Raw genomic sequence first — 19,177 nt, forward strand, 5'->3', positions numbered from 1 at the left:
CACTTCGGCGGGCAGGAAAGACAGAAAGGCAGCAGAATGTTCTTGTTCCGACAGGCCCGCAGCAGGGACCTCGATCCGCAGGCGGCGGTGGCCGGCGCGCAAGAGGGCCGCGTGATCGTGATCGACGTGCGCGATCATGGCGAATTGGCGATGTCGGGCAAGGCCAAGGGTGCGATTCACATCCCGTTGATGCGGCTGCGCGACATGGCCGATCCGAGCCATCCGGATTTCTGCAAGGACCTGTTGCCCGAGGCGACCATCGCCGTCTACTGCGCCTCCGGGGCGCGGTCGAACGCGGCCGCGACGATGCTCAGGCAGTTGGGCTATACCGACGTTCACAACATCGGCGGGCTGGGCCACTGGGTGCAGGCCGGCGGCGCGGTCGAGCCGGTCTGACCACCTTCAGCTCTTGCGCGCCAGCGCCCAAGCGCAGATCGGCATCTCGGGATCGTTGTCGAGGCTGTCGCGGCCGGGGTCGTATTTCGGCGGCCAGTCCTCTTCCATGTTGCGCCGGGCGGCGCTGCGGTTGCCCCATTGCGCGGCCTGGATCTGATCCTCGTCGAACCCGCACTCGATCAACAGGTTCTTCAGACCACGCGCCGACCAGCGCGAGCAATCCATCGGCGCGGCGTGGAACGGGATGAAGAACGGCACTGCCAGCCAGAAATGCCCGCCGGGGCGCAGCATGGCATGCACGTTTCGCGTGGCGCGATAGGGGCGATCCAGATGCTCCCAGACCTGGTTGGCCAGGATCAGGTCGAATTGCAGCACCGCGCCCGCCTCGTCGGTAAAGGGATCGGCGCAGATGTCGAATTCGGGGTAGTTGAAGCGGCGGTAGGCGCGGAAATCGAACATCCGCCCCCATTTGCCCGAGATCTCGGCCACGTCCAGGTCGCTCCCCAGCGCCCGGATCATCCGCCGGCTGGCCCGGCCCATTACGATACGATTGAGACTTGCCAACCCGGCCCCCTGCCCCGTTACCCGATCCGCAGGGGACCACGGCGCAGGCCCCGGGTCCAGAAAAGAAACACCTTGCCTGTCCCGAGGCCCCGCTTCTTCTCTTTGTAAAATACTCCCGCCGGAGGCACGCGCCGAAGGCGCGTTCAGCCTACCGACGCCTCTGGCCCGCTCAGAAGTGGATCGCCCGCCCGTAGGCATCCAGTACGGATTCGTGCATCATCTCGGAGAGCGTGGGATGCGGGAAGACGGTGTTCATCAGGTCTTCTTCGGTGGTTTCCAGCGTCCGGCCCACGACATAGCCCTGGATCAGCTCAGTCACCTCGGCGCCAACCATATGCGCGCCCAGAAGTTCGCCTGTCTTGGCGTCGAACACGGTCTTGACCATGCCCTCGGGTTCGCCAAGGGCGATCGCCTTGCCGTTGCCGATGAAGGGAAAGCGGCCGACCTTGACGTCATAGCCCAGTTCCTTGGCCTTGGCCTCGGAATAGCCGACGCTGGCCACTTGCGGCTGACAATAGGTGCAGCCGGCGATGCTCTCGGGTTTGACCGGGTGGGCGTGTTTGCCGGCGATCAGCTCGGCCACCATCACGCCTTCATGTGACGCCTTATGCGCCAGCCAGGGCGCGCCGGCGATATCGCCGATGGCATAAAGCCCGTCGATCCCGGTACGGCAGAATTCATCGGTCACCACGTGGGTCCGGTCGAGCTTGACGCCAAGCGCCTCAAGGCCCAGTCCCTCGACATTGCCAACGATGCCGACGGCCGAGATCACGGTGTCGAACACCATCTTCTCCACCTTGCCGTTCGCCTCGATATGGGCGGTGACCTTGCCTTTTCCGCGATCGAGCTGCTTGACCATGGATTTCTCCATGATGGTCATGCCCTGCTTGAGGAACTGTTTCTTGGCAAAAGCGCTGATCTCGGCGTCCTCGACCGGCAGCACCCGGTCCATCACCTCGACCACGGTGGTCTCGGCGCCCAGCGTGTTGAAGAAACTGGCGAACTCGATCCCGATGGCACCCGACCCGATGACCAGCAGCTTTTTCGGCATCCGCGGCGGGTTGAGCGCGTGCTTGTAGGTCCAGACCAGGTCGCCGTCGGCCTCCAGCCCCGGCAGTTCACGCGCCCGCGCGCCGGTGGCGAGGATGATGTTCTTGGCCGTCAGCTCCTCGCTACCCTTGTCGGTCTTGACGCTGACCTTGCCCTTGGCGGGGACCGTCGCCGCGCCCATTACCACGGTGACCTTGTTCTTTTTCAGCAGGTGCCCGACCCCGCCCGAGAGCTGTTTCGCCACCCCGCGCGAGCGTTTGACCACCGCGTCGAGGTCATAGCCGATCTTGTCGGCAGAGAGGCCGAAATCCTTGGCCCGCTCCATCAGGTGAAACACCTCGGCCGAGCGCAGCAGCGCCTTGGTCGGGATGCAGCCCCAGTTCAGGCAGATGCCGCCCAGGTGTTCGCGTTCCACCACGGCCACCTTCAGGCCCAGTTGCGCGGCACGGATCGCGGCCACATAGCCGCCCGGCCCGGCGCCGATTACGATCAGGTCAAATGAACTCGCAGCCATGACATCCCCCTCGGCGCCGCCGTTGAAAAAACTAGTTTACCATTAAACTATTTATCGACGCGCATCAATGGGCGCGAAATGGCAAATCCGCCGCAGGCAGAGCCGCGGCGGATAACTGCCAACCAGGCAAGGAAAGTTTTTTCGCGTCCGGCTCAGGACGCGGTCTGGAGCGCACGCACGGTCTGGCCATAGCCCCCGGCCGAGACATAGTCGGCTTCGGCCCCCGTTGCCGGCCGCGCCAGCGCCGCGTTGCGGAACGGAAACCGACCAAAGGTGCGGATCACCTCGCGGTGGGCGCGGGCGTGCAACAGGTTCGAGGTCCCGGTCTCCGGCATCCTCTCGCAGAGCAGACGCACGCAGCGGTCCTGGTCGCAGAGGTTCTCCGAGTGCATCAGCGGCATGTAGAAGAACTGCCGCGCCGGCTCGTCGATCTTCATGTCCCATCCCCGGTCGATGGCCGATTTCGCCGCCGCCAGCGCCGCGCGATCGCTGGAAAACGCCTTGGCCTCGCCCCTGAACATGTTACGCGAGAACTGATCGTTCAGGATGATATAGGCCAGCGATCCGCTGGGATAGGTCAGCCAAAACGAGAACCGACCGGCCTGCGCCCCCTCCCAGGTGGGCAGGAACCGTTTTCGGATCTCGGCATCCAGCTCATCCTCCTGCGCGTACCATTTTTCCGGCCCCACCTCGTCGAGCCAGAACTTCAGTATCTCCTCCGGGCCAACCATCGACCAAACTCCAATTTTGTCGTCGAAATGCCATGCTTCAGTCTAACACTGCTTTTGCACAACATTTACAGTAACAATTTGCAACACTGGCAATATTCCGTGCGACCTCAGGCGGCGTCGCTCTCGTCCTGGGCCTCCTGGTCGGTCTCGATGGCGTATTCCTGCGCGAACTCCACCGCCACCGGCGTCGAGGTCGGATACATCGGCGTGATGGTGCCGTAGTCTTCGACCGGGATCGCCGGACGCTGCGTGGTGCGATAGATGCCATAGCCCATCAGCGTGAACAGCAGCACCGCCATGAACAGGAAAAAGCCTGCGGGGCCGAATACCCCCTGCCCCATCAGCCAGCCGGTGATCAGCGGGCCGGCAATGGCGCCCAGCCCGTTGATGAACACCAGCCCGCCCGAGGCGGCGGCCATGTCGTCGGGTTCCAGGTAATCGTTGGTATAGGCGATCAGCAGCGAATAGAGCGGGTTGGTCATGCCGCCGACGAGAAAAGCCGAGACCAGCAGCAACCCGTATTGCCCGCCGAACACCATGCCCAACAGCGCGCCGACCCCGCCGCCAGCCGCCACCATCAGGACCAGCGCGCGCCGATCCATCCGGTCCGACATCCAGCCCAGCGGATATTGCAGAACGACCGCGCCGACGTAAAAAGTGGCGATGAAGCCCGAGATCTGCGGCACGCTCATCCCGATCTTGGCGCCGTAGACTGCGCTCATCCCGAACTGCGCCGAGAACACCCCACCCATCAGGAACATGCCGACACAGCCAAGCGGAGAGGTTTCCATCAGCCGTTTCAGGCTCATCGGCTTGGTGGTCTCGAACGCCGGTGTCGGGCTGATCGACAACAGGATCGGCGCGAAGGAAACCGAGATCAGCACCGAAGCCAGCACGAAGGTCTCGTATCCCGCCGGGTCGCCCAGCAACATCATCGCCTGGGCGGTCACGACACCGGCCATCTGCACGATCATGTAGAGCGACAGCGCCTTGCCGCGGTTCTCATTGTCCGAGGCATTGTTGAGCCAGCTTTCGGCGGTGACATAGACGCCCGAGAAACAGAACCCGATGATCACCCGGCCCAGCGCCCAGGCGATCGGATCGGCAAAGGCAGGATAGAGGATCATCACCGCCGAAATGAACGAGGCCAGCGCCGCGAACACCCGCACGTGCCCGACCCGCCGGATCATCTCGGGCGCCAGTTTCGAGCCCCCCAGGAAGCCCAGGAAATAGGCCGACATCACGATCGACATCTGGAAGGTCGAGAATCCCTCGATCTCGCCGCGCACGCCCAGCAGCGTGCCCTGCAGCCCGTTGCCGACCATCAGCAACCCCATGCCAAGCAGCAGCGCCCAGGCACTCGACAAGACTTGTTTCATCGGGGTTCTCCCTGTTGCACGCGTCGCGGTTTTCCCCAGCTACGGGGGCCATCTGTCTGCGTCCGCCCTGTCCGCGACAAAGGCGATGTCGCATTCGGGCAAAACCGGCCCGCAGGGCACTGTTTTCCCTCAGGCGTAACGTGCCCGGCCCTTTCCCCGCAACCCTTGTGACCCGGCTCAGCCCTGGTCGGGGATCAGCAGCGAGGCATCGCCATAGGAAAAGAACCGGTAATCCGCCTGCACCGCGTGATCATAGATGCGGCGGATGCGGTCCTGCCCCATCAGGGCCGAGACCAGCATCAGCAGGGTCGATTTCGGAAGATGGAAATTGGTCATCAGCGCATCGGTCACCCGAAAGGTGAAGCCGGGATAGATGAAGATGTCGGTCTCCCCTTCCCATTGCGCGATCTGCCCGCCCCGCGCGGCGGTCTCGATCAGCCGCAGCGCGGTGGTGCCGACCGGGATCACCCGGCCGCCTGCGGCGCGGGTGGCGGCGATCTCGGCGGCCGCCTCGGCGCTGACCTGGCCCCATTCGGCGTGCATCCGGTGCGTGGTCACGTCCTCGACCTTGACCGGAAGGAAGGTTCCGGCGCCGACGTGGAGCGTGACATAGGTGAAATCGATTCCCTGGTCGCGCAGCAGCGCCAGCAGGTCCGCGTCGAAATGCAGCGAGGCGGTGGGCGCCGCGACGGCGCCCGACCGTTTGGCCCAGACGGTCTGGTAGTCAGTCTTGTCACGGTCGTCCGCCGGCCGCTTCGCGGCGATATAGGGCGGCAGTGGCATCGCCCCGGCCTCGGCCAGGGCGGCATCGAAATCCTCGCCCGCGAGGTTGAAGCGCAGCCGTCCCTGCCCGTCCTCAACGCCCTCCAGCGTCGCGCTCAACCCGGAGGAAAAGACGATCTCCTCGCCCGGGCGGATCTTTTTCAACGGTTTCAGAAGCGCCGCCCAGCAGCCATCGGCGCGCGGCTCCAGCAGCGTCACCTCGATCCGCGCGCGGGTCTCACCTTGCGGACCGGAGCGGGCCCGCGTGCCGCTCAGCCGCGCGGGAATCACCCGGGTGTCGTTCAGCACCAGCCGGTCGCCCGGCCTCAGCCAGTCCGGCAGGTCGTGCACATGGGCGTCGGTGATGGAGTCGCCCCGCGCCACCAGCAGCCGCGCGGAACTGCGCGGGCTGGCCGGGCGCGTGGCGATCAGCCGCTCGGGCAGGTCGAAATCGAAATCGCTCAGTTTCATCGGGTCGCGCTATAGGACGGGCGCGGCGGATTGACCATCCGTCATCGCCCCCCGGTCCCGTGGATCTGGTCGAAGTGACGGAATTTCGGGCGCTCCTCCTCGACGGCCTCCTCCCCCGGCATGGTCGGCGTGGCCCCACGAAAGATCTCGCGGAACAAACCCGGCGCCAGCCCCGACAGCGGGTTGACCTGGACCTTGGGGGACGAAGCCGGCCCCTTCAGCGTGTAGGAAAACCCGATCATCCCCTCGCCCTTGCGGGTCAGAATGCTGCCCACCACGTTGATCAGATAGACCGGGGAGATCACCCCGCGCATGTTCAGCACCCCGGTCTTGAGATTGTGGATCCCGTCCATCGACAGCCCGATCGAGGGGCCGGTGGCGCTGCTTTCATGCAGGACCAGCCGGTCCGGTTCGAGCCGGAACCGCGCCTCGACCTCGGAAAACTGGATCCCCTGGCCCGACATCTCGTCGATCAGGCCGACCACGCTGACCGCGTTCAACAGCGCGGCGATCGCCGGGGCATCCTTGACCCGCGTGTTGGTCACCTTGAGGGTGCCGTCAAACTTGCCATCCCCCTCCACCGGCAGCAGAGACAACCTGAAGCTGCCGCCGTGGCCCTGGTTCAGGATGCCCGCCGCGCGGAACACGCCACCGGCGTCGTCGGCCTCGACATGGAACGCGCTGCGCCCGTCTTTCGGCTCGACACGACCGCGCACCGGGGCCTGTCCGTTCAGCACGCCGGTAAAGGTGCCGCGCAGCCCGTCGTAGGTGGTGAAATCACCCTTGAAATCATTCAGGGCGATCCCTTCGGAGATCTGCAGCCGGTCCAACCGCACCTGCAGCGCGCCGCCCCCGTCACCGCCCCCGCCCAGCGGGGCGCGGCGCAGGTCGAGCGTGCCGGTCAGGATGCGCACGTCCGGCGGCGCCGTACCCCGGCCGATCAGTTCCACGCCGGCCTCGAGCCAGTTGCCCAGCCGCAGGGAACTGAGCAGCGCGCGGTCCAGCCCACCCTCCTTGCGGCTGACCACGCTGCCGGTCGCGGTCAGCCCGGCGGCCTGAACCGCCAGGCGCTCGATCCGGGCCACGTCGCCCAGCGTCCCGGCCAGGTCGAGCATGCCGGTGTCCGCCTCGCGCTTGCGCCAGCCCAGCGTCGGGATTGACAACCCGACACCCTGGAGGTCCGACGTGAGGTGCAGCGCCGGCGGTTCACCTTGGGCGATATCCAGCGTGAAGGTCCCGGTGCCCTGACCGCTGACGCTCCCCTCGGGCAGGCCGATGGAAAAGGTGTCGATCAGGGTTTGCGACAGCTCCACCTGTCCGCGCAACTGGCTGCCGCGCCTGGCCTCGGCCCCGATCGGCTGGGTCCAGTTCACCGCCACCGGCAGGTCCCCGACCCGGGCGGTGCCCTCGATCTCGACCCGGTTCTGGTCGGCCTCCAGCCGCAGCGCGGTCGCCGACAGCTTTTGCCCCGGCACCAGCACCTCGCTTTTCACGTCGTTCAGCGCGCCGGTAAGGTGAAAGGCGATGTCCTGAAAGGGCACACCCTTCTTGAGCGGCATCGACAAGGTCCCTTCGATCCGCGCCTGCCCCTGCGCCAGGTCGACCGGCAATTTGGTGTCGCGCAGAACGTGCAACGGCGGCCCGTCCAGAAGCGACATCACCGCCGTGACCGGCCCGGCGGTGCGCACCCGGACCAGCGCCGGCGCCGGCTTGAGCGTGATGTCGGGAATGATGAACGAGGTGCCCGCCGCCTGCAGCGCGCCGCCCTGCAGAGCGGCCACGGTCCCGCCCGCCGCCGTGGCCACCAGCCGCCCCCGGTCCAGCGAGACGGTGCCGTCGGCCCCGGTCACCGGCGGCAGGAACCGGTTGAAGCGGATGCTGGCCTCCTCGAAATCGAAACCGGCATAGATGTCGGGCTTGGCGCCCGCGTTCAGCCGCAGCGCCAGGTCGATGTTGTGCAGGCTTCCGGCCAGGACGTTCTCCTTGACCCAGGTCCGCGGCTTTTCCGCCACTGTGGCGGGCCAAAGCTCCAACAGCCGCTCGGGGCTGATCCGATCCCGTCGCCCGTCGAGGGCCAGGCGCCAACCGGTCTCGCCGGCACTCAGGTCGCCCGACAGGTCGATCCCGTCGCCCTTATCGGCCAGGTGCATCTGACCCAGGGTCAACCGGAAGGGTGCCAGTTCCATCCGGAAATCCGCCGTGCCTCCGGCGATCTGCAGCGGCTCGGGGTAAAGCCCGGCCGGGTTCAACGCGATCTTGTTGAAGCTGAACTGCCCGACCAGATCGGTCAGCTTGCCGTCCTCGATCCCGCCGAGATAGGCGCGCCCCTCGCCATGGCCCGAGCCCCAGGCGCTGTCGACCGACAACTCGTCAAAGGTCAGGGTCTGTTCGGACGGATCATAGGTGAAATAGCTGCGCGCGCCACTGAACGGGATCGGGCGCGTCGCCTCGGTCGGCTGCACCGCGCCGGCGCCGATATGCAGCGTGGCCGAGAGCGGCCCGAAGGCGCCGTCCTCGTCAACGCTGCCGCGCAACGCGCCCGAGATCGGCGCCCGCAGCACGTCGAGCCAGCTCAGCGCCACCGCCTGCGCGGCGATGTCCCCTGCCGCGATGTCCTGCACCGAGGCGCCGAACTCGGCCCCGGTCCCGCTGATCCGGCTGGCATAGTTCAACTCGACCGAACTGGCGAAATCGCGACCGCTGAGCACGGCGAACCCGGCCCCGACCTGCAGGTCGTCGCCGTTCCGGGTCAGCCGCACCTGGCCGCCGTCGAGGGTCCAGGCCTTGCCGCTGCGACCATCCTCGTAGCGCAGGGTCACCGCGTCGACATCCACCGCGACCAGCGCCGCGAGCTGCGGACGCAGCAGGATATGCTCGGCCTCGTCCAGCAGTTGCGGCACCCCCGCCGCCTCGCCCACTGGCGCGGCGGTCTCGTCCAGCATCAGCGACACCGCGCCGTCGCGGTCGCGGCGCAGGGTGGCGAACAGACCGCTCAGCGCGATCCGCTTCGGCTGCAGCTTGCCCTGCAGCAGCGGGCGCAGGGCAAGGCCCGCCTCGGCGTCCGACAACCGCGCCAGGATGCGCCCGTCCGGGTCGGACAGGACCACGTCCCGCAGGTGCAGCCGCGCGTGCAACCCCTTGCGGATCACCAGGTCGATGTCGCCAAAGGATATCTGAAGCCCGTCCAGCCCCCGTTCGATCCGCTCCTCGACCCGGACGAGCAGCCATTCCGGCGGGCTGAGGCGCCGGTTGACGATGATGATCAGTGTCACCGAGGCCAGGATCACGGCGATCATGGTGAACCGGAATCCCCAAACACCCGTGTGGCGCAGGGCCCGGCCGGCGAGGCGCCGGCGCTGGCGCGGTTCAGCCCTTGTCATGGGCTTCTACTGGGGTCCAGCCCCGCGGGAGCGGACGGGCACCGCTTTCCGGTTGCCGGCGGCGCGCTAATATGGAACCCATCTGTTCAGTCATGTCAGCGGAGTCACCCGATGCCCGATATTTCCGATACCGCCCCCGATTTCACCCTGCCCCGCGATGGCGGCGGCCAGGTCAGCCTGTCGGCGCTGCGCGGTCGTACCGTTGTTCTGTTTTTCTATCCGCGCGATGATACCCCGGGCTGCACCAAGGAATCCATCGGCTTTTCCGGGGCCTTGCAGGCTTTTGCCGATGCCGGCGCCGAGGTCTTCGGCATTTCGCGCGACACGGTCGCCAAGCATGACAAGTTCATCGCCAAGCATGATCTGACCGTGCCACTGCTGTCGGACGCCGAGGGCGAGGTCTGCGAAGCCTATGGCGTCTGGGTCGAAAAGAACATGTACGGCAAGAAATCCATGGGCATCGAGCGCGCCACCTACCTGATCGACGCCGAGGGCAAAATCGCCCGGATCTGGCGCAAGGTGAAGGTGCCCGGCCACGTCGATGAGGTGCTCGAGGCGGTCCGGGCGCTGTAGGACGCGCCGCGCCTTTCGTACTTTTTTCCTGCCGATCCGTACAATACCCCGGTGCCCCCGCATGACCGCCGATCTCACCCTTGCCCAACGCGCCGAAGAGGTGCTGCGTACCGCCGACGGGCGCGCAAAGACCGCGCTGTCGCATGCCCATGCGGCGGCCTGGTTCGCCGCGCGCGCCGAGGGGGCAGAGCCGATGCCCGTGGGCACCGCCAGCCCGCCGCTGCATCCAGCACGACCGGCCCGGCCCGAGTTGCTGTCGCCGCGCGAGGTGCCCAAGCGCAAGCCGGGCTCGCCCGCCGGGCGGATCGCGCTGCTGCATGCGGTGGCCCATATCGAGTTGAATGCCGTCGACCTGCATTGGGATCTCATCGCGCGGTTCAGCCATGTGCCGTTTCCGATGGGGTTCTATGACGATTGGGTCAAGGCGGCCGACGAGGAGAGCAAGCATTTCAACCTGGTCTGCGACTGCCTGGAAGAGCTGGGCAGCCATTACGGCGCCCTGCCTGCCCATGCCGGCATGTGGCGCGCCGCCGAGGACACCGCGGGCGATCTCATGGGGCGCCTCGCGGTGGTGCCGATGGTGCTGGAGGCGCGCGGGCTGGACGTGACGCCGAGCATGATCGGGATCTTTCGCAAGGCCGGCGTCGATCACGCCGTCGCCGCGCTGGAAACCATCTATGCCGAGGAGGTGGGCCATGTCGCCTATGGCTCGAAATGGTTCCATTTCCTCTGCGGGCGCGAAAATGCCGATCCGAAAGAGGTGTTTCACGCGCTGGTGCGGACATATTTCCACGGCGCGCTGAAGCCCCCCTTCAACGAGGAAAAGCGCGCCGAGGCCGGCCTGCCGCCGGATTTCTACTGGCCGCTGGCCGACGAAATCCCCCCGCGTGGGTAAGCAAGAGCGGGTAACAAACTGACGAAACTCGGCAATTTATTGCCTAAACTCCCCAGTTCGGCGCAGAAACGCCGCAGAAGAGGTCAACAAACTTGCCCCATTGTCGCCGGGCGTTTAAGCCAATGGCCGAAGGCCCGACCGAGCAGTAACGCCGGGTCCGGGGGATGGGACAAGGACGACGGCTTGCGTACACGACTCGCGATCAAAGTTCACGCGGTGTTGGAAAGGATCTTTCCCGAGCGCCGCGTCTTTCTGAAATCGGACACCGACACCCGCTATATCCGGCTGCGCCCGGTCACCCAGGCGGCCGCCTATTCCGGGGCGCTTCTGATCGTGGCCTGGGCCATCGTCGCCACCGCGATCCTGATGATGGACAGCATCGGCGCCGGCAACTTTCGCGAACAGGCCAAGCGCGACCAGCGCATCTACCAGGACCGGCTGAACGTGATGTCGGCCGAACGCAATGCCCGCGCCGAAGAGGCGCTGGCCGCCCAGGCGCGGTTCAACGCGGCATTGGAGCAGATCTCGGTCATGCAGTCGGAACTGCTCGCCTCGGAGACCCGGCGGCGCGAGCTCGAGACCGGGATCGAGGTGATCCAGACCACCCTGCGTGCCGCCCTGCGCGACCGCGACTCGGCGCGCGAGACGCTGGCCGCGCTGGAGCAGGACGGTGCCGGCGCACAGGGCACCGCCGCCGACCCGGTGATCCCGGTGCAGATGGATTTCATGACCACGGTGCTCGCCGATACGGCGCACGAACGTGACCAGGTGATTGCCGACGCCCACTCGGCGCTGGAGCAACGCGACGAGTTGCAGCTGGAAATCAAGCTGATGCGCGAGCGCAACGACCAGATCTTTCGCCAGCTGGAAGAGGCGATGGCGATCTCGGTCGAGCCGCTGAACAAGATGTTCCGCCAGGCCGGCATGCCGCCGGAACGGATCATCGAGCAGGTGCGCAGCGGCTATAGCGGCCAGGGCGGACCGCTGACTCCGATCTCGTTCTCGACCCGTGGCGAGGAACCCACCCCGGACGAGCTGCGCGCCAACAAGCTGTTGCACCAGATGGACAAGCTGAACCTTTACCGCATCGCGGCGCAAAAGGCCCCCTTTGCGAACCCGGTTCACGCCTCGGTCCGCCACACCAGCCAGTTCGGCTATCGCCGCGATCCCAAGACCGGCGGGCGGCGGATGCACAACGGCGCGGATTTCGCCGGTCCGCACGGGACCGACATCTTTGCCACCGCTGACGGCGTGGTCACCCACGCGGGCTGGCAATCGGGTTATGGCCGGTTGGTCATCATCAAGCACGCGTTCGGCATCGAAACCCGTTATGCCCACACGTCGCGCATCCTCGTGAAGAAGGGCCAAAGGGTCTCGCGCGGGGATCACATTGCTGATATGGGTAACACCGGACGGTCCACCGGCACCCATCTGCACTATGAAGTACGGGTAAACGGAAGACCGGTGAACCCCATGAATTACATCAAGGCTGCGAGAAATGTTTTCTAAGAGCAAAATCAACGAGCCCGGCTCCAAGACCCCGGATACCGCCGCCCCCTCTGCCCAACCGACGGCCACCGCCGCCCCGGCCGCGAGCGACTACAAGTCGAGCACGCCCAAGGCCAAGCCGCCGGCATCGGTGCTGTCCTCGGACCTGCACATCACCGGCAACCTCAAGACCACCGGCGATATTCAGGTCGAAGGCACCGTCGAGGGCGACATCCGCGCCCACCTGCTGACCGTGGGCGAAACCGCCACCATCAAGGGCGAGGTTTCCGCCGATGACGTGGTGATCAACGGTCGCATCGTCGGTCGCGTGCGCGGGCTGAAAGTGCGCCTGACCTCGACTGCCCGGGTCGAGGGTGACATCATCCACAAGACCATCGCGATCGAGAGCGGCGCGCATTTCGAAGGCTCGGTGCAGCGTCAGGACGATCCGCTGAACCCCGGCCGCGGCGCCCCCAAGGGTGGCCAGCAGCCCGCCGCCGCAGCACAGCCCAAGGCCGAGGCCGGCAGCAAGTAAGCCGCCCGCCCCTGTTCACTACAGATCCGGCGTCGCAGATCCCTGCGGCGCCTTTTTCGTCTGCCCCGGCCAGTTAATCCGTCACACCGTCCAGCATCCAGCGCCCCTCGGGCCAGAAGGCATGGAAGGCGAAGGCGAACATCAGGTCATGGGACAAGTCCCGGCCGGCGCCGTCGCGCACCCGGATCATCCCAACCTCGCGTCCCTTGGCGATCTGCCCGCTATCCAGCGCCGAGGCGAGCCCGGCGCGCCAGCTCAGGGTGATGCCGTCCTCGGATATCTCGCCCGCCGCGCGCAGCCGCGCCAGCGGCCAGGCCCGGTCCCCGACCCGCACCACCCGCGCCAGCGGCTCGATGCCGTGCGGCGGGCGCTCGCCCGAGTAGAGGAACGGCCAGGCCGAGCGGTCATAGCCCTGATAGGGGTTGCGGCCATAGGCGCGCGGAAACGCCGGTTCCTCCATCACCAGCCCGTCGGGGTTGCGGGCGCGAAACACCGCCCAGCTTTCGACCCAGCTTGGCAGGGTTTCGAGCCGGGTGCCGGTCAGCGCGCCGACGATCGCCTCGCCGCGCGCCTGTTGCCACCAGCTCTCGGTCTGGCGGTCGTACATCACCATGTCGGAATGGCGCAGCTTGCCCGAGACGCCGAAGACCAGCGTGCCCTGCGCGGTGCGCCGGTCAAAGGTGATGGCCGAGTTGCACAGGGGGCAAAAGGTGACCGCGACCGGAACGCCGCCGATGCGGTCGTTGACGATCTCGTGCCAGGTCAGATAGCGCAGCGGATAGGCGCGCGGCGGGCTGCCGTCCAGCTCCAGCGCGATCACGGGCTCGCGCGCGGCCAGCCGGGTTTCCGAGGTCACCGGCCAGAACGCGGGATCGCTCAGCGCCGGGATGCCGTCGCGGGGCGGACCGCCCGAGCGGATCTCGTCCCAGTCGGTCAGGCTGGTGGTGGTGAAATCCGTGCGCGGCCATTCCGCCGCCCAGCGGGCCGGATCGGATAGGGCGCCAGTGGTGCTGGCGAAGGTCAGCCACAGGGCGGCCAGGATGAAACGGAGCGGCATGGCGATCCCTCCCTCATCCGAGCAGTCTGCGCGTCACGCCGCCCCGGGTCCAGCCGCCGCACGCGGATGTGAACGGGGTGTGAACATGCGCGCGCCCGCCGGGATGTCCGGCGGGCGCGGTCGTCATGGTCATGTTTGCGGATCGGCGCGCGGGTCTAGTCGCGCACGGTCACCGATTTCATCACGTCGGGCTGGCCGATCACGGCGCCGTTCGGCCCGTCGCCGCGCTTGATGGCGTCGACCACATCCATGCCCTCGGTCACGCGACCCACCACGGTGTATTGACCGTTCAGGAACGGACCGGGCGCGAACATGATGAAGAACTGCGAATTGGCGCTGTCGGGATTCTGCGACCGCGCCATGCCGACGACACCCCGCTCGAAGGGCACATCGGAGAACTCGGCCTTGAGGTCGGGCCGTTCCGAGCCGCCCATGCCGGCGCGGCGCATGTCGCCGCCCAGCTTGCCGAACTGCACGTCGCCGGTCTGCGCCATGAAGCCGTCGATCACCCGGTGAAACACGACACCATCATAGGCGCCTTCCTTGGCCAGCGCGGTGATCTGGGCCACGTGGTTTGGCGCCACGTCGTCGGCCAGGTCGATGACGATGGTGCCATTGGCGCCCTCGCCCGCGACCTCGATGGCCAGCTCGGTGGCCAGCGCGGGGCCCGCCAGCAGCGCGGCCAGCGCCGCGCCGAGTGCCAGTTTACGCATCGGCGGCCACCTTGACGCTGATCATGCGGTCAGGGGTCGCGGGGGGCTCGCCCCGGGTGATTGCATCGACATGCTCCATCCCCTCGATGACGCGGCCATAGACGGTGTACTGGCCGTTGAGGAAATGGTTGTCGCCGAAGTTGATGAAGAACTGCGAGTTGGCCGAGTTGGGGTGCTGGCTGCGCGCCGCGCCCAGGGTGCCGCGATCATGCGGCAGGCGCGAGAACTCGGCCGGAAGATCGGGCATGTCGGAACCGCCGGTGCCGGCCATGCGCAGGTTGAACCCCTCTTCCATGTTGCCGTGCTGGACGTCGCCGGTCTGGGCCATGAAGCCGTCGATCACCCGGTGGAAGCAGACGTTGTCATAGGCGCCGGCGCGGGCCAGTTCCTTCATCCGCGCGACATGCTCGGGCGCAACGTCGGGCAGCAGTTCGATGGTGACGGTCCCATCCTTCAGTTCCATCAGGATGGTGTTCTCGGGGTCTTTGATCTCGGCCATCGGGCACTCCTGTCTTGGCGTTTGACCCGATACCTAAGACCGGCGCGGCGGAATGCCAAGTCGCGCATTGACCTCGCGGCCAAATGCGTGGAAACAAACCGGCGATTACGACCATTCGATTTCGAGGTGACGGTATGGGCTGGAACACGCTGGACGATGTGGATCTGCGCGGCAAACGGGTGTTGGTACGGGTGGACGTCAACGTCCCCATCGAGAACGGCACCGTCACCGACGACACCCGCATCCGGCGGCTGGTCCCGACCCTGAACGACATCCGCGCCGCCGGGGGCAAGCCGATCCTGCTGGCCCATTTCGACCGCCCCAAGGGCAAGCGCGTGCCCGAGATGTCGCTGTTGCCGCTGGTACCGGCGCTGGAGGCCGCCTTTGGCGCGCCGGTGGCGTTCTGTGCCGACTGCCGTGGCCCGGCGGCCGAGGCGGCGCTGGCGGCGCTTGACCAGGACAGCATCCTGGTGCTGGAGAACACCCGGTTCCATCCCGGCGAGGAAAAGAACTGTCCCGAGCTGGCCGCGGAGATCGCGGCACTCGGCGATGTCTATTGCAACGACGCCTTTTCCGTCGCGCATCGGGCGCATGTCTCGACCGAGGGCGTGGCGCGCATCCTGCCGTCCTGCGCCGGACGGCTGATGCAGGCGGAGCTGGAGGCGCTGGAGGCCGCGTTGGGCAAGCCGCAGCGCCCGGTGATGGCCGTGGTGGGCGGCGCCAAGGTCTCGACCAAGCTGGAGTTGTTGGGCAACCTGGTGGAAAAGGTCGATCACCTGGTGATCGGTGGCGGCATGGCCAATACCTTCCTTGCCGCCCAGGGCATCGACGTGGGCAAATCCCTGTGCGAGCACGAGATGACCGGCACAGCCGCCGAAATCCTGGCCAAGGCCGAGCAGACCGGCTGTGCCGTGCTGCTGCCCTCCGACGTGGTGGTGGCCCGTGAATTCAAGGCCGGTGCTGACCATCAGACCGTGCCGGCCAGCGCCTGTCCGGCCGACGCGATGATCCTGGATGCCGGCCCCGAGACGGTCGCGCGCGTCGCCCGGGCACTGGAGGGGGCCAAGACCCTGATCTGGAACGGACCGATGGGCGCCTTCGAGATCGACCCCTTCGACGCCGCGACCAATGCCGCTGCGCAGACCGCCGCCGCGCTGACCCGCGACGGGCAATTGATCAGCGTCGCCGGCGGCGGCGACACGGTGGCAGCGCTGAACCAGGCCGGGGTGGCGGAGGATTTCACCTATATCTCCACCGCCGGCGGTGCCTTTCTGGAGTGGATGGAGGGCAAGACCCTGCCCGGCGTGGCGGTCCTGGACCAACAGGGCGTTTTGGCCTGACGCCATCCTGGGCTAACCTCGGGTCATTGTGTTGCCGAGGAGTTTTCCGATGACCCGTTTTACCCCCCACCTGACCGCCGGGGCGCTGGCCCTGGCCGCCCTGCCCGTCGTCGCGCAGGAGGCCGAGGCACCGCCCCCGACCCGCCCGTCGTTCTTGCAGATGATCACCGCGGATCGCCTGGCGACAGCGGCGATGCACACCCTGATGAACTGGGCGCGGCTGCTGGCCGACATCCGCTATGACCAGCTCAGCGTCGATCCGGTGGCGGCGCGGGCCACCCTGACCGGGGTCGAGATCGCGCCGCTGATCCCCGACTTGCCGCCCGACAGTTGCCGCATCACCGCCGCGCGGATGACGATCAACGGCACCCCGCTGGACCGGATCGACGCCGGGCGCATGCGGCTGGCGCTGGACGGGATGGATGTCGCGGCGGGCTGCCTGCCACCCGAGGGGGCGAACATGCTGCGCGCGATGGGGTTTGCCACCCTGCACGCCCCCTGGGCCGAGCTTGACCTGCTGTACGACCATGGCTCGGGCGGGCTGCAGGCGCGGTTCAGCACCGATATCGCGCGGCTGGCCTCGCTGAACCTGAGCGCGGATCTGGACTATGTCAGCTACCGAATGAATTTCGACACCGAGGAGCCGGTCTTTGCCGCCGATCTGACCCACGCCGAACTGGTGCTGCGCGACCTGGGCGCCTGGACGCTGGCGCAGAATTTCCTGCCGGCGGAGTTGAAACAACCGGGCGCCCTTGGTCCGGTGATCGAGGGCGCCGTGGCCGAGGGCATTGCCGGGGCCAACGGGCCGGAGGTGCCGGCCAGCGCGGCGCAGCGCGCTTTTGCCCAACAGGCCGGCCAGGTCGCCGCCGGGTTTGCCCCCGGCGGGCGGGTGGTGCTGTCCACCGCGATCTCCGATGGGCCGTTTCGCCTGGACGAAGGCAGCGTGGACTCGTTCCGCGCGCTGTTTGACGCGCTGAAGCCGCAGGTGGGGGTACAGCCCACCGCGCTGCGCGGGGCGGTGCCGGTGGCGGCGTTGCAGGCCGCGCTCGATGCCGAAAACCCGCCGGTCGAGGCCATGGCCATCGGACGCGCGCTGATGACCGGGATCGGTGCACCGCGCAACCCGGCCCAGGGGCTGCGGCTGCTGTTGCCGCTGGCGCGGGACGGCAATACCGAGGCCTCGCTGCTGATCGCCGAGGGGGTGGCCGAGAGCCAGCCCGCCAATGCCTATGCCCATGCGCTGCGGGCCGCCGCGGCCAATGAACCCGGCGCGCTGGCGGTGTTGGACCGGATCGAGCGGGAGCTGCCTTTTGCGGAGGTGATCGCGGCGCAGAACGTGCTGATGGGCGGGCCGGACGAGGCCCTGTTCGGGGACCTGGCCGGAATGCGGGCGGCGGCGCGCGCCTTTCTGACTGGGACCGGGCGGGCGCGATCTTGGCGGGCGGCCTATTACTGGGCGGCGATGGCGGCGGCGGCCGGCGATGCCTCGGGCGCGGCGCTGCGCGACGAGATCAGCGAAACCCTGCGGCTGCGCGGCGATGCGGAGGCATGGGCGGCCGAAGCCGAAAGCCTTGAGAACGGCGTGTTGCGCGACTGGATGGCCAAGGACGTTCCGGCGCGGCTGCGCTGATCTCGCGCGGGCTGCGCGGCGACCACTGACAGAACCTTGCGAATGGCACGGATCGGGCGACCGGAAAACACCCCGCCGCCCTGCTCGTGTTTTCCTGGCCGGGCGCGTTCCCATAGCACCTGTCACATCCCGCGCCGACCTGGCCCGGATGTTCGCGCTAACTCAATTGCAACGCGCGGCCCGCTTGCCTATGGACAGGGCAGCGGGGCTGGCCCCGAAAACCATGCAGTAGATAATCAATTTGGGCGGAAAACCGATATGTCAAAACAGAAACAGACCGAACAGATCCGCGCCGCAAAGGGGTTCATCGCCGCCCTCGACCAGAGCGGCGGGTCGACCCCCAAGGCGCTGCGCCTTTATGGCGTGGACGAGGATGCCTATGGCTCGGAACAGGAGATGTTCGACCTGGTCCACCAGATGCGCAGCCGGATCATCAAGTCGACCGCCTTTACCGGCGACCGGGTCGCCGGCGCGATCCTGTTCGAGATGACCATGGACCGCGACATCGACGGCGTGCCCACCGCCACCTACCTGTGGGAGGAGCGCGGTGTCGTGCCTTTCCTCAAGGTCGACAAGGGGCTGGCCGATGAGGCCGACGGCGTGCAGATGATGAAGCCGATGCCCGATCTGGACGCGCTGCTGGACAAGGCTGCCGCCAAGGGGATCTTCGGCACCAAGATGCGCTCGGTCATCAACGCCGCCTCGCCCAGCGGCATCGCCGCCGTGGTCGCCCAGCAATTCGAGATCGGCAAGCAGATCCTGGCGCATGGGCTGATGCCGATCATCGAGCCCGAGGTGACCATCAGCATCGCCGACAAGGCCGAGGCCGAGGAGATCCTGCGGACCGAGATCGCCAAGCAGCTTGATGCCCTGCCCGAGGACAAGCAGGTGATGCTGAAGCTGACCCTGCCGGAGGTCGCCAACCACTACAAGCCGCTGGTGGATCACCCGCGCGTGCTCTGTGTCGTGGCGCTGTCGGGCGGCTATTCGCGCGACGAGGCCAACGCGCGGCTGGCGCAGAACACCGGAATGATCGCCAGCTTCTCGCGGGCGCTGACCGAAGGGCTCTCGGCGCAACAGAGCGACGAGGAGTTCGACAAGATGCTCGCGGCAAGCATCGACAGCATCTTCCAGGCCTCGCTGGCCGGCTGAACACCCCGCCCTGACATGCGAAAGGCCCGGCATCGCGCCGGGCCTTCT

Annotated in this window: 17 protein-coding genes; 8 read left to right on the plus strand and 9 right to left on the minus strand. The window is 67.1% G+C overall.

From position 1 onward, the window contains the following. Positions 1 to 36 precede the first annotated feature (36 nt). Positions 37 to 396, plus strand: coding sequence for a rhodanese-like domain-containing protein (locus ABWV23_RS17510; RefSeq protein ID WP_353350035.1), 360 nt, complete (start codon positions 37 to 39; stop codon positions 394 to 396). 6 nt (positions 397 to 402) lie between these two features. On the opposite strand, the gene ABWV23_RS17515 is transcribed toward ABWV23_RS17510, so the two are convergent. The 6 genes from ABWV23_RS17515 to ABWV23_RS17540 all read right to left on the minus strand — a co-directional run bounded on the left by ABWV23_RS17515 (position 403) and on the right by ABWV23_RS17540 (position 9,163). Continuing rightward, positions 403 to 936: a methyltransferase gene (locus tag ABWV23_RS17515; protein ID WP_353350037.1), complete on the minus strand. Its 534-nt coding sequence runs from the start codon at positions 934 to 936 to the stop codon at positions 403 to 405. A 193-nt stretch (positions 937 to 1,129) separates the two neighbouring features. Continuing rightward, a complete protein-coding gene (gene lpdA / locus ABWV23_RS17520) occupies positions 1,130 to 2,524 on the minus strand; it encodes a dihydrolipoyl dehydrogenase (RefSeq protein ID WP_353350039.1) in 1,395 nt (464 codons plus the stop codon). Between the two features lie 152 nt (positions 2,525 to 2,676). Beyond that, positions 2,677 to 3,255, minus strand: a complete 579-nt coding sequence (locus tag ABWV23_RS17525) for a DUF924 family protein (RefSeq protein ID WP_353350041.1) — start codon at positions 3,253 to 3,255, stop codon at positions 2,677 to 2,679. A gap of 107 nt (positions 3,256 to 3,362) precedes the next feature. Then, positions 3,363 to 4,634: an MFS transporter gene (locus ABWV23_RS17530; protein ID WP_353350043.1), complete on the minus strand. Its 1,272-nt coding sequence runs from the start codon at positions 4,632 to 4,634 to the stop codon at positions 3,363 to 3,365. A gap of 177 nt (positions 4,635 to 4,811) precedes the next feature. Then, positions 4,812 to 5,867, minus strand: a complete 1,056-nt coding sequence (gene queA, locus ABWV23_RS17535; RefSeq protein WP_353350045.1) for a tRNA preQ1(34) S-adenosylmethionine ribosyltransferase-isomerase QueA — start codon at positions 5,865 to 5,867, stop codon at positions 4,812 to 4,814. Between the two features lie 41 nt (positions 5,868 to 5,908). Next, a complete protein-coding gene (locus ABWV23_RS17540) occupies positions 5,909 to 9,163 on the minus strand; it encodes a YhdP family protein (RefSeq protein WP_353350047.1) in 3,255 nt (1,084 codons plus the stop codon). A 195-nt stretch (positions 9,164 to 9,358) separates the two neighbouring features. On the opposite strand from ABWV23_RS17540, the gene ABWV23_RS17545 reads away from it, so the two are divergent. The 4 genes from ABWV23_RS17545 to ABWV23_RS17560 all read left to right on the plus strand — a co-directional run bounded on the left by ABWV23_RS17545 (position 9,359) and on the right by ABWV23_RS17560 (position 12,738). Next, positions 9,359 to 9,820 (plus strand): peroxiredoxin, encoded by a 462-nt coding sequence (locus tag ABWV23_RS17545; protein WP_353350049.1) that lies wholly within the window; start codon positions 9,359 to 9,361, stop codon positions 9,818 to 9,820. A 61-nt stretch (positions 9,821 to 9,881) separates the two neighbouring features. Beyond that, positions 9,882 to 10,715, plus strand: coding sequence for a ferritin-like domain-containing protein (locus ABWV23_RS17550; protein ID WP_353350051.1), 834 nt, complete (start codon positions 9,882 to 9,884; stop codon positions 10,713 to 10,715). Between the two features lie 183 nt (positions 10,716 to 10,898). Further along, positions 10,899 to 12,224, plus strand: a complete 1,326-nt coding sequence (locus ABWV23_RS17555; RefSeq protein WP_353350053.1) for a DUF5930 domain-containing protein — start codon at positions 10,899 to 10,901, stop codon at positions 12,222 to 12,224. After that, the gene (locus ABWV23_RS17560; protein ID WP_353350055.1) at positions 12,214 to 12,738 is read left to right on the plus strand and encodes a bactofilin family protein; all 525 of its coding nucleotides are present in this window, start codon (positions 12,214 to 12,216) and stop codon (positions 12,736 to 12,738) included. Before ABWV23_RS17555 ends, ABWV23_RS17560 begins: the two co-directional genes overlap by 11 nt. A 73-nt stretch (positions 12,739 to 12,811) precedes the next feature. Here ABWV23_RS17560 and ABWV23_RS17565 read toward each other — a convergent pair whose 3' ends face one another. The 3 genes from ABWV23_RS17565 to ABWV23_RS17575 form a co-directional block, all read right to left on the minus strand. Further along, the gene (locus tag ABWV23_RS17565) at positions 12,812 to 13,795 is read right to left on the minus strand and encodes a DUF3179 domain-containing protein (RefSeq protein WP_353350057.1); all 984 of its coding nucleotides are present in this window, start codon (positions 13,793 to 13,795) and stop codon (positions 12,812 to 12,814) included. Positions 13,796 to 13,950: 155 nt separating this feature from the next. Further along, positions 13,951 to 14,508: a peptidylprolyl isomerase gene (locus ABWV23_RS17570; RefSeq protein ID WP_353350059.1), complete on the minus strand. Its 558-nt coding sequence runs from the start codon at positions 14,506 to 14,508 to the stop codon at positions 13,951 to 13,953. Further along, a complete protein-coding gene (locus ABWV23_RS17575) occupies positions 14,501 to 15,007 on the minus strand; it encodes a peptidylprolyl isomerase (protein ID WP_353350061.1) in 507 nt (168 codons plus the stop codon). Before ABWV23_RS17575 ends, ABWV23_RS17570 begins: the two co-directional genes overlap by 8 nt. Positions 15,008 to 15,141: 134 nt before the next feature. Here ABWV23_RS17575 and ABWV23_RS17580 point away from each other — a divergent pair, with 134 nt between their 5' ends. From ABWV23_RS17580 to ABWV23_RS17590, 3 genes are all read left to right on the plus strand, one after another. Beyond that, positions 15,142 to 16,347 carry a phosphoglycerate kinase gene (locus tag ABWV23_RS17580; RefSeq protein WP_353350063.1) on the plus strand — a complete coding sequence of 402 codons (1,206 nt, stop codon included), beginning with the start codon at positions 15,142 to 15,144 and terminating at the stop codon, positions 16,345 to 16,347. A 49-nt stretch (positions 16,348 to 16,396) separates the two neighbouring features. Continuing rightward, positions 16,397 to 17,977, plus strand: a complete 1,581-nt coding sequence (locus ABWV23_RS17585) for a hypothetical protein (protein WP_353350065.1) — start codon at positions 16,397 to 16,399, stop codon at positions 17,975 to 17,977. Positions 17,978 to 18,235: 258 nt separating this feature from the next. Further along, positions 18,236 to 19,129 carry a fructose bisphosphate aldolase gene (locus tag ABWV23_RS17590; RefSeq protein WP_353350067.1) on the plus strand — a complete coding sequence of 298 codons (894 nt, stop codon included), beginning with the start codon at positions 18,236 to 18,238 and terminating at the stop codon, positions 19,127 to 19,129. Positions 19,130 to 19,177 lie beyond the last annotated feature (48 nt).

Source organism: Aquicoccus sp. SU-CL01552, assembly GCF_040365005.1.
In the GTDB taxonomy this organism is placed as follows: Bacteria; Pseudomonadota; Alphaproteobacteria; order Rhodobacterales; family Rhodobacteraceae; genus Antarcticimicrobium.

Bases quoted from the DNA above. Each gene is read 5' to 3' on its own strand.
- queA (WP_353350045.1), bottom strand. From the start codon at position 5,867: ATGAAACTGAGCGATTTCGATTTCGACCTGCCCGAGCGGCTGATCGCC.
- ABWV23_RS17590 (WP_353350067.1), top strand. From the start codon at position 18,236: ATGTCAAAACAGAAACAGACCGAACAGATCCGCGCCGCAAAGGGGTTC.
- ABWV23_RS17570 (WP_353350059.1), bottom strand. From the start codon at position 14,508: ATGCGTAAACTGGCACTCGGCGCGGCGCTGGCCGCGCTGCTGGCGGGC.
- ABWV23_RS17550 (WP_353350051.1), top strand. From the start codon at position 9,882: ATGACCGCCGATCTCACCCTTGCCCAACGCGCCGAAGAGGTGCTGCGT.
- ABWV23_RS17525 (WP_353350041.1), bottom strand. From the start codon at position 3,255: ATGGTTGGCCCGGAGGAGATACTGAAGTTCTGGCTCGACGAGGTGGGG.
- ABWV23_RS17510 (WP_353350035.1), top strand. From the start codon at position 37: ATGTTCTTGTTCCGACAGGCCCGCAGCAGGGACCTCGATCCGCAGGCG.
- ABWV23_RS17530 (WP_353350043.1), bottom strand. From the start codon at position 4,634: ATGAAACAAGTCTTGTCGAGTGCCTGGGCGCTGCTGCTTGGCATGGGG.
- ABWV23_RS17565 (WP_353350057.1), bottom strand. From the start codon at position 13,795: ATGCCGCTCCGTTTCATCCTGGCCGCCCTGTGGCTGACCTTCGCCAGC.
- ABWV23_RS17575 (WP_353350061.1), bottom strand. From the start codon at position 15,007: ATGGCCGAGATCAAAGACCCCGAGAACACCATCCTGATGGAACTGAAG.
- ABWV23_RS17560 (WP_353350055.1), top strand. From the start codon at position 12,214: ATGTTTTCTAAGAGCAAAATCAACGAGCCCGGCTCCAAGACCCCGGAT.
- lpdA (WP_353350039.1), bottom strand. From the start codon at position 2,524: ATGGCTGCGAGTTCATTTGACCTGATCGTAATCGGCGCCGGGCCGGGC.
- ABWV23_RS17540 (WP_353350047.1), bottom strand. From the start codon at position 9,163: ATGATCGCCGTGATCCTGGCCTCGGTGACACTGATCATCATCGTCAAC.
- ABWV23_RS17585 (WP_353350065.1), top strand. From the start codon at position 16,397: ATGACCCGTTTTACCCCCCACCTGACCGCCGGGGCGCTGGCCCTGGCC.
- ABWV23_RS17545 (WP_353350049.1), top strand. From the start codon at position 9,359: ATGCCCGATATTTCCGATACCGCCCCCGATTTCACCCTGCCCCGCGAT.
- ABWV23_RS17515 (WP_353350037.1), bottom strand. From the start codon at position 936: ATGGGCCGGGCCAGCCGGCGGATGATCCGGGCGCTGGGGAGCGACCTG.
- ABWV23_RS17580 (WP_353350063.1), top strand. From the start codon at position 15,142: ATGGGCTGGAACACGCTGGACGATGTGGATCTGCGCGGCAAACGGGTG.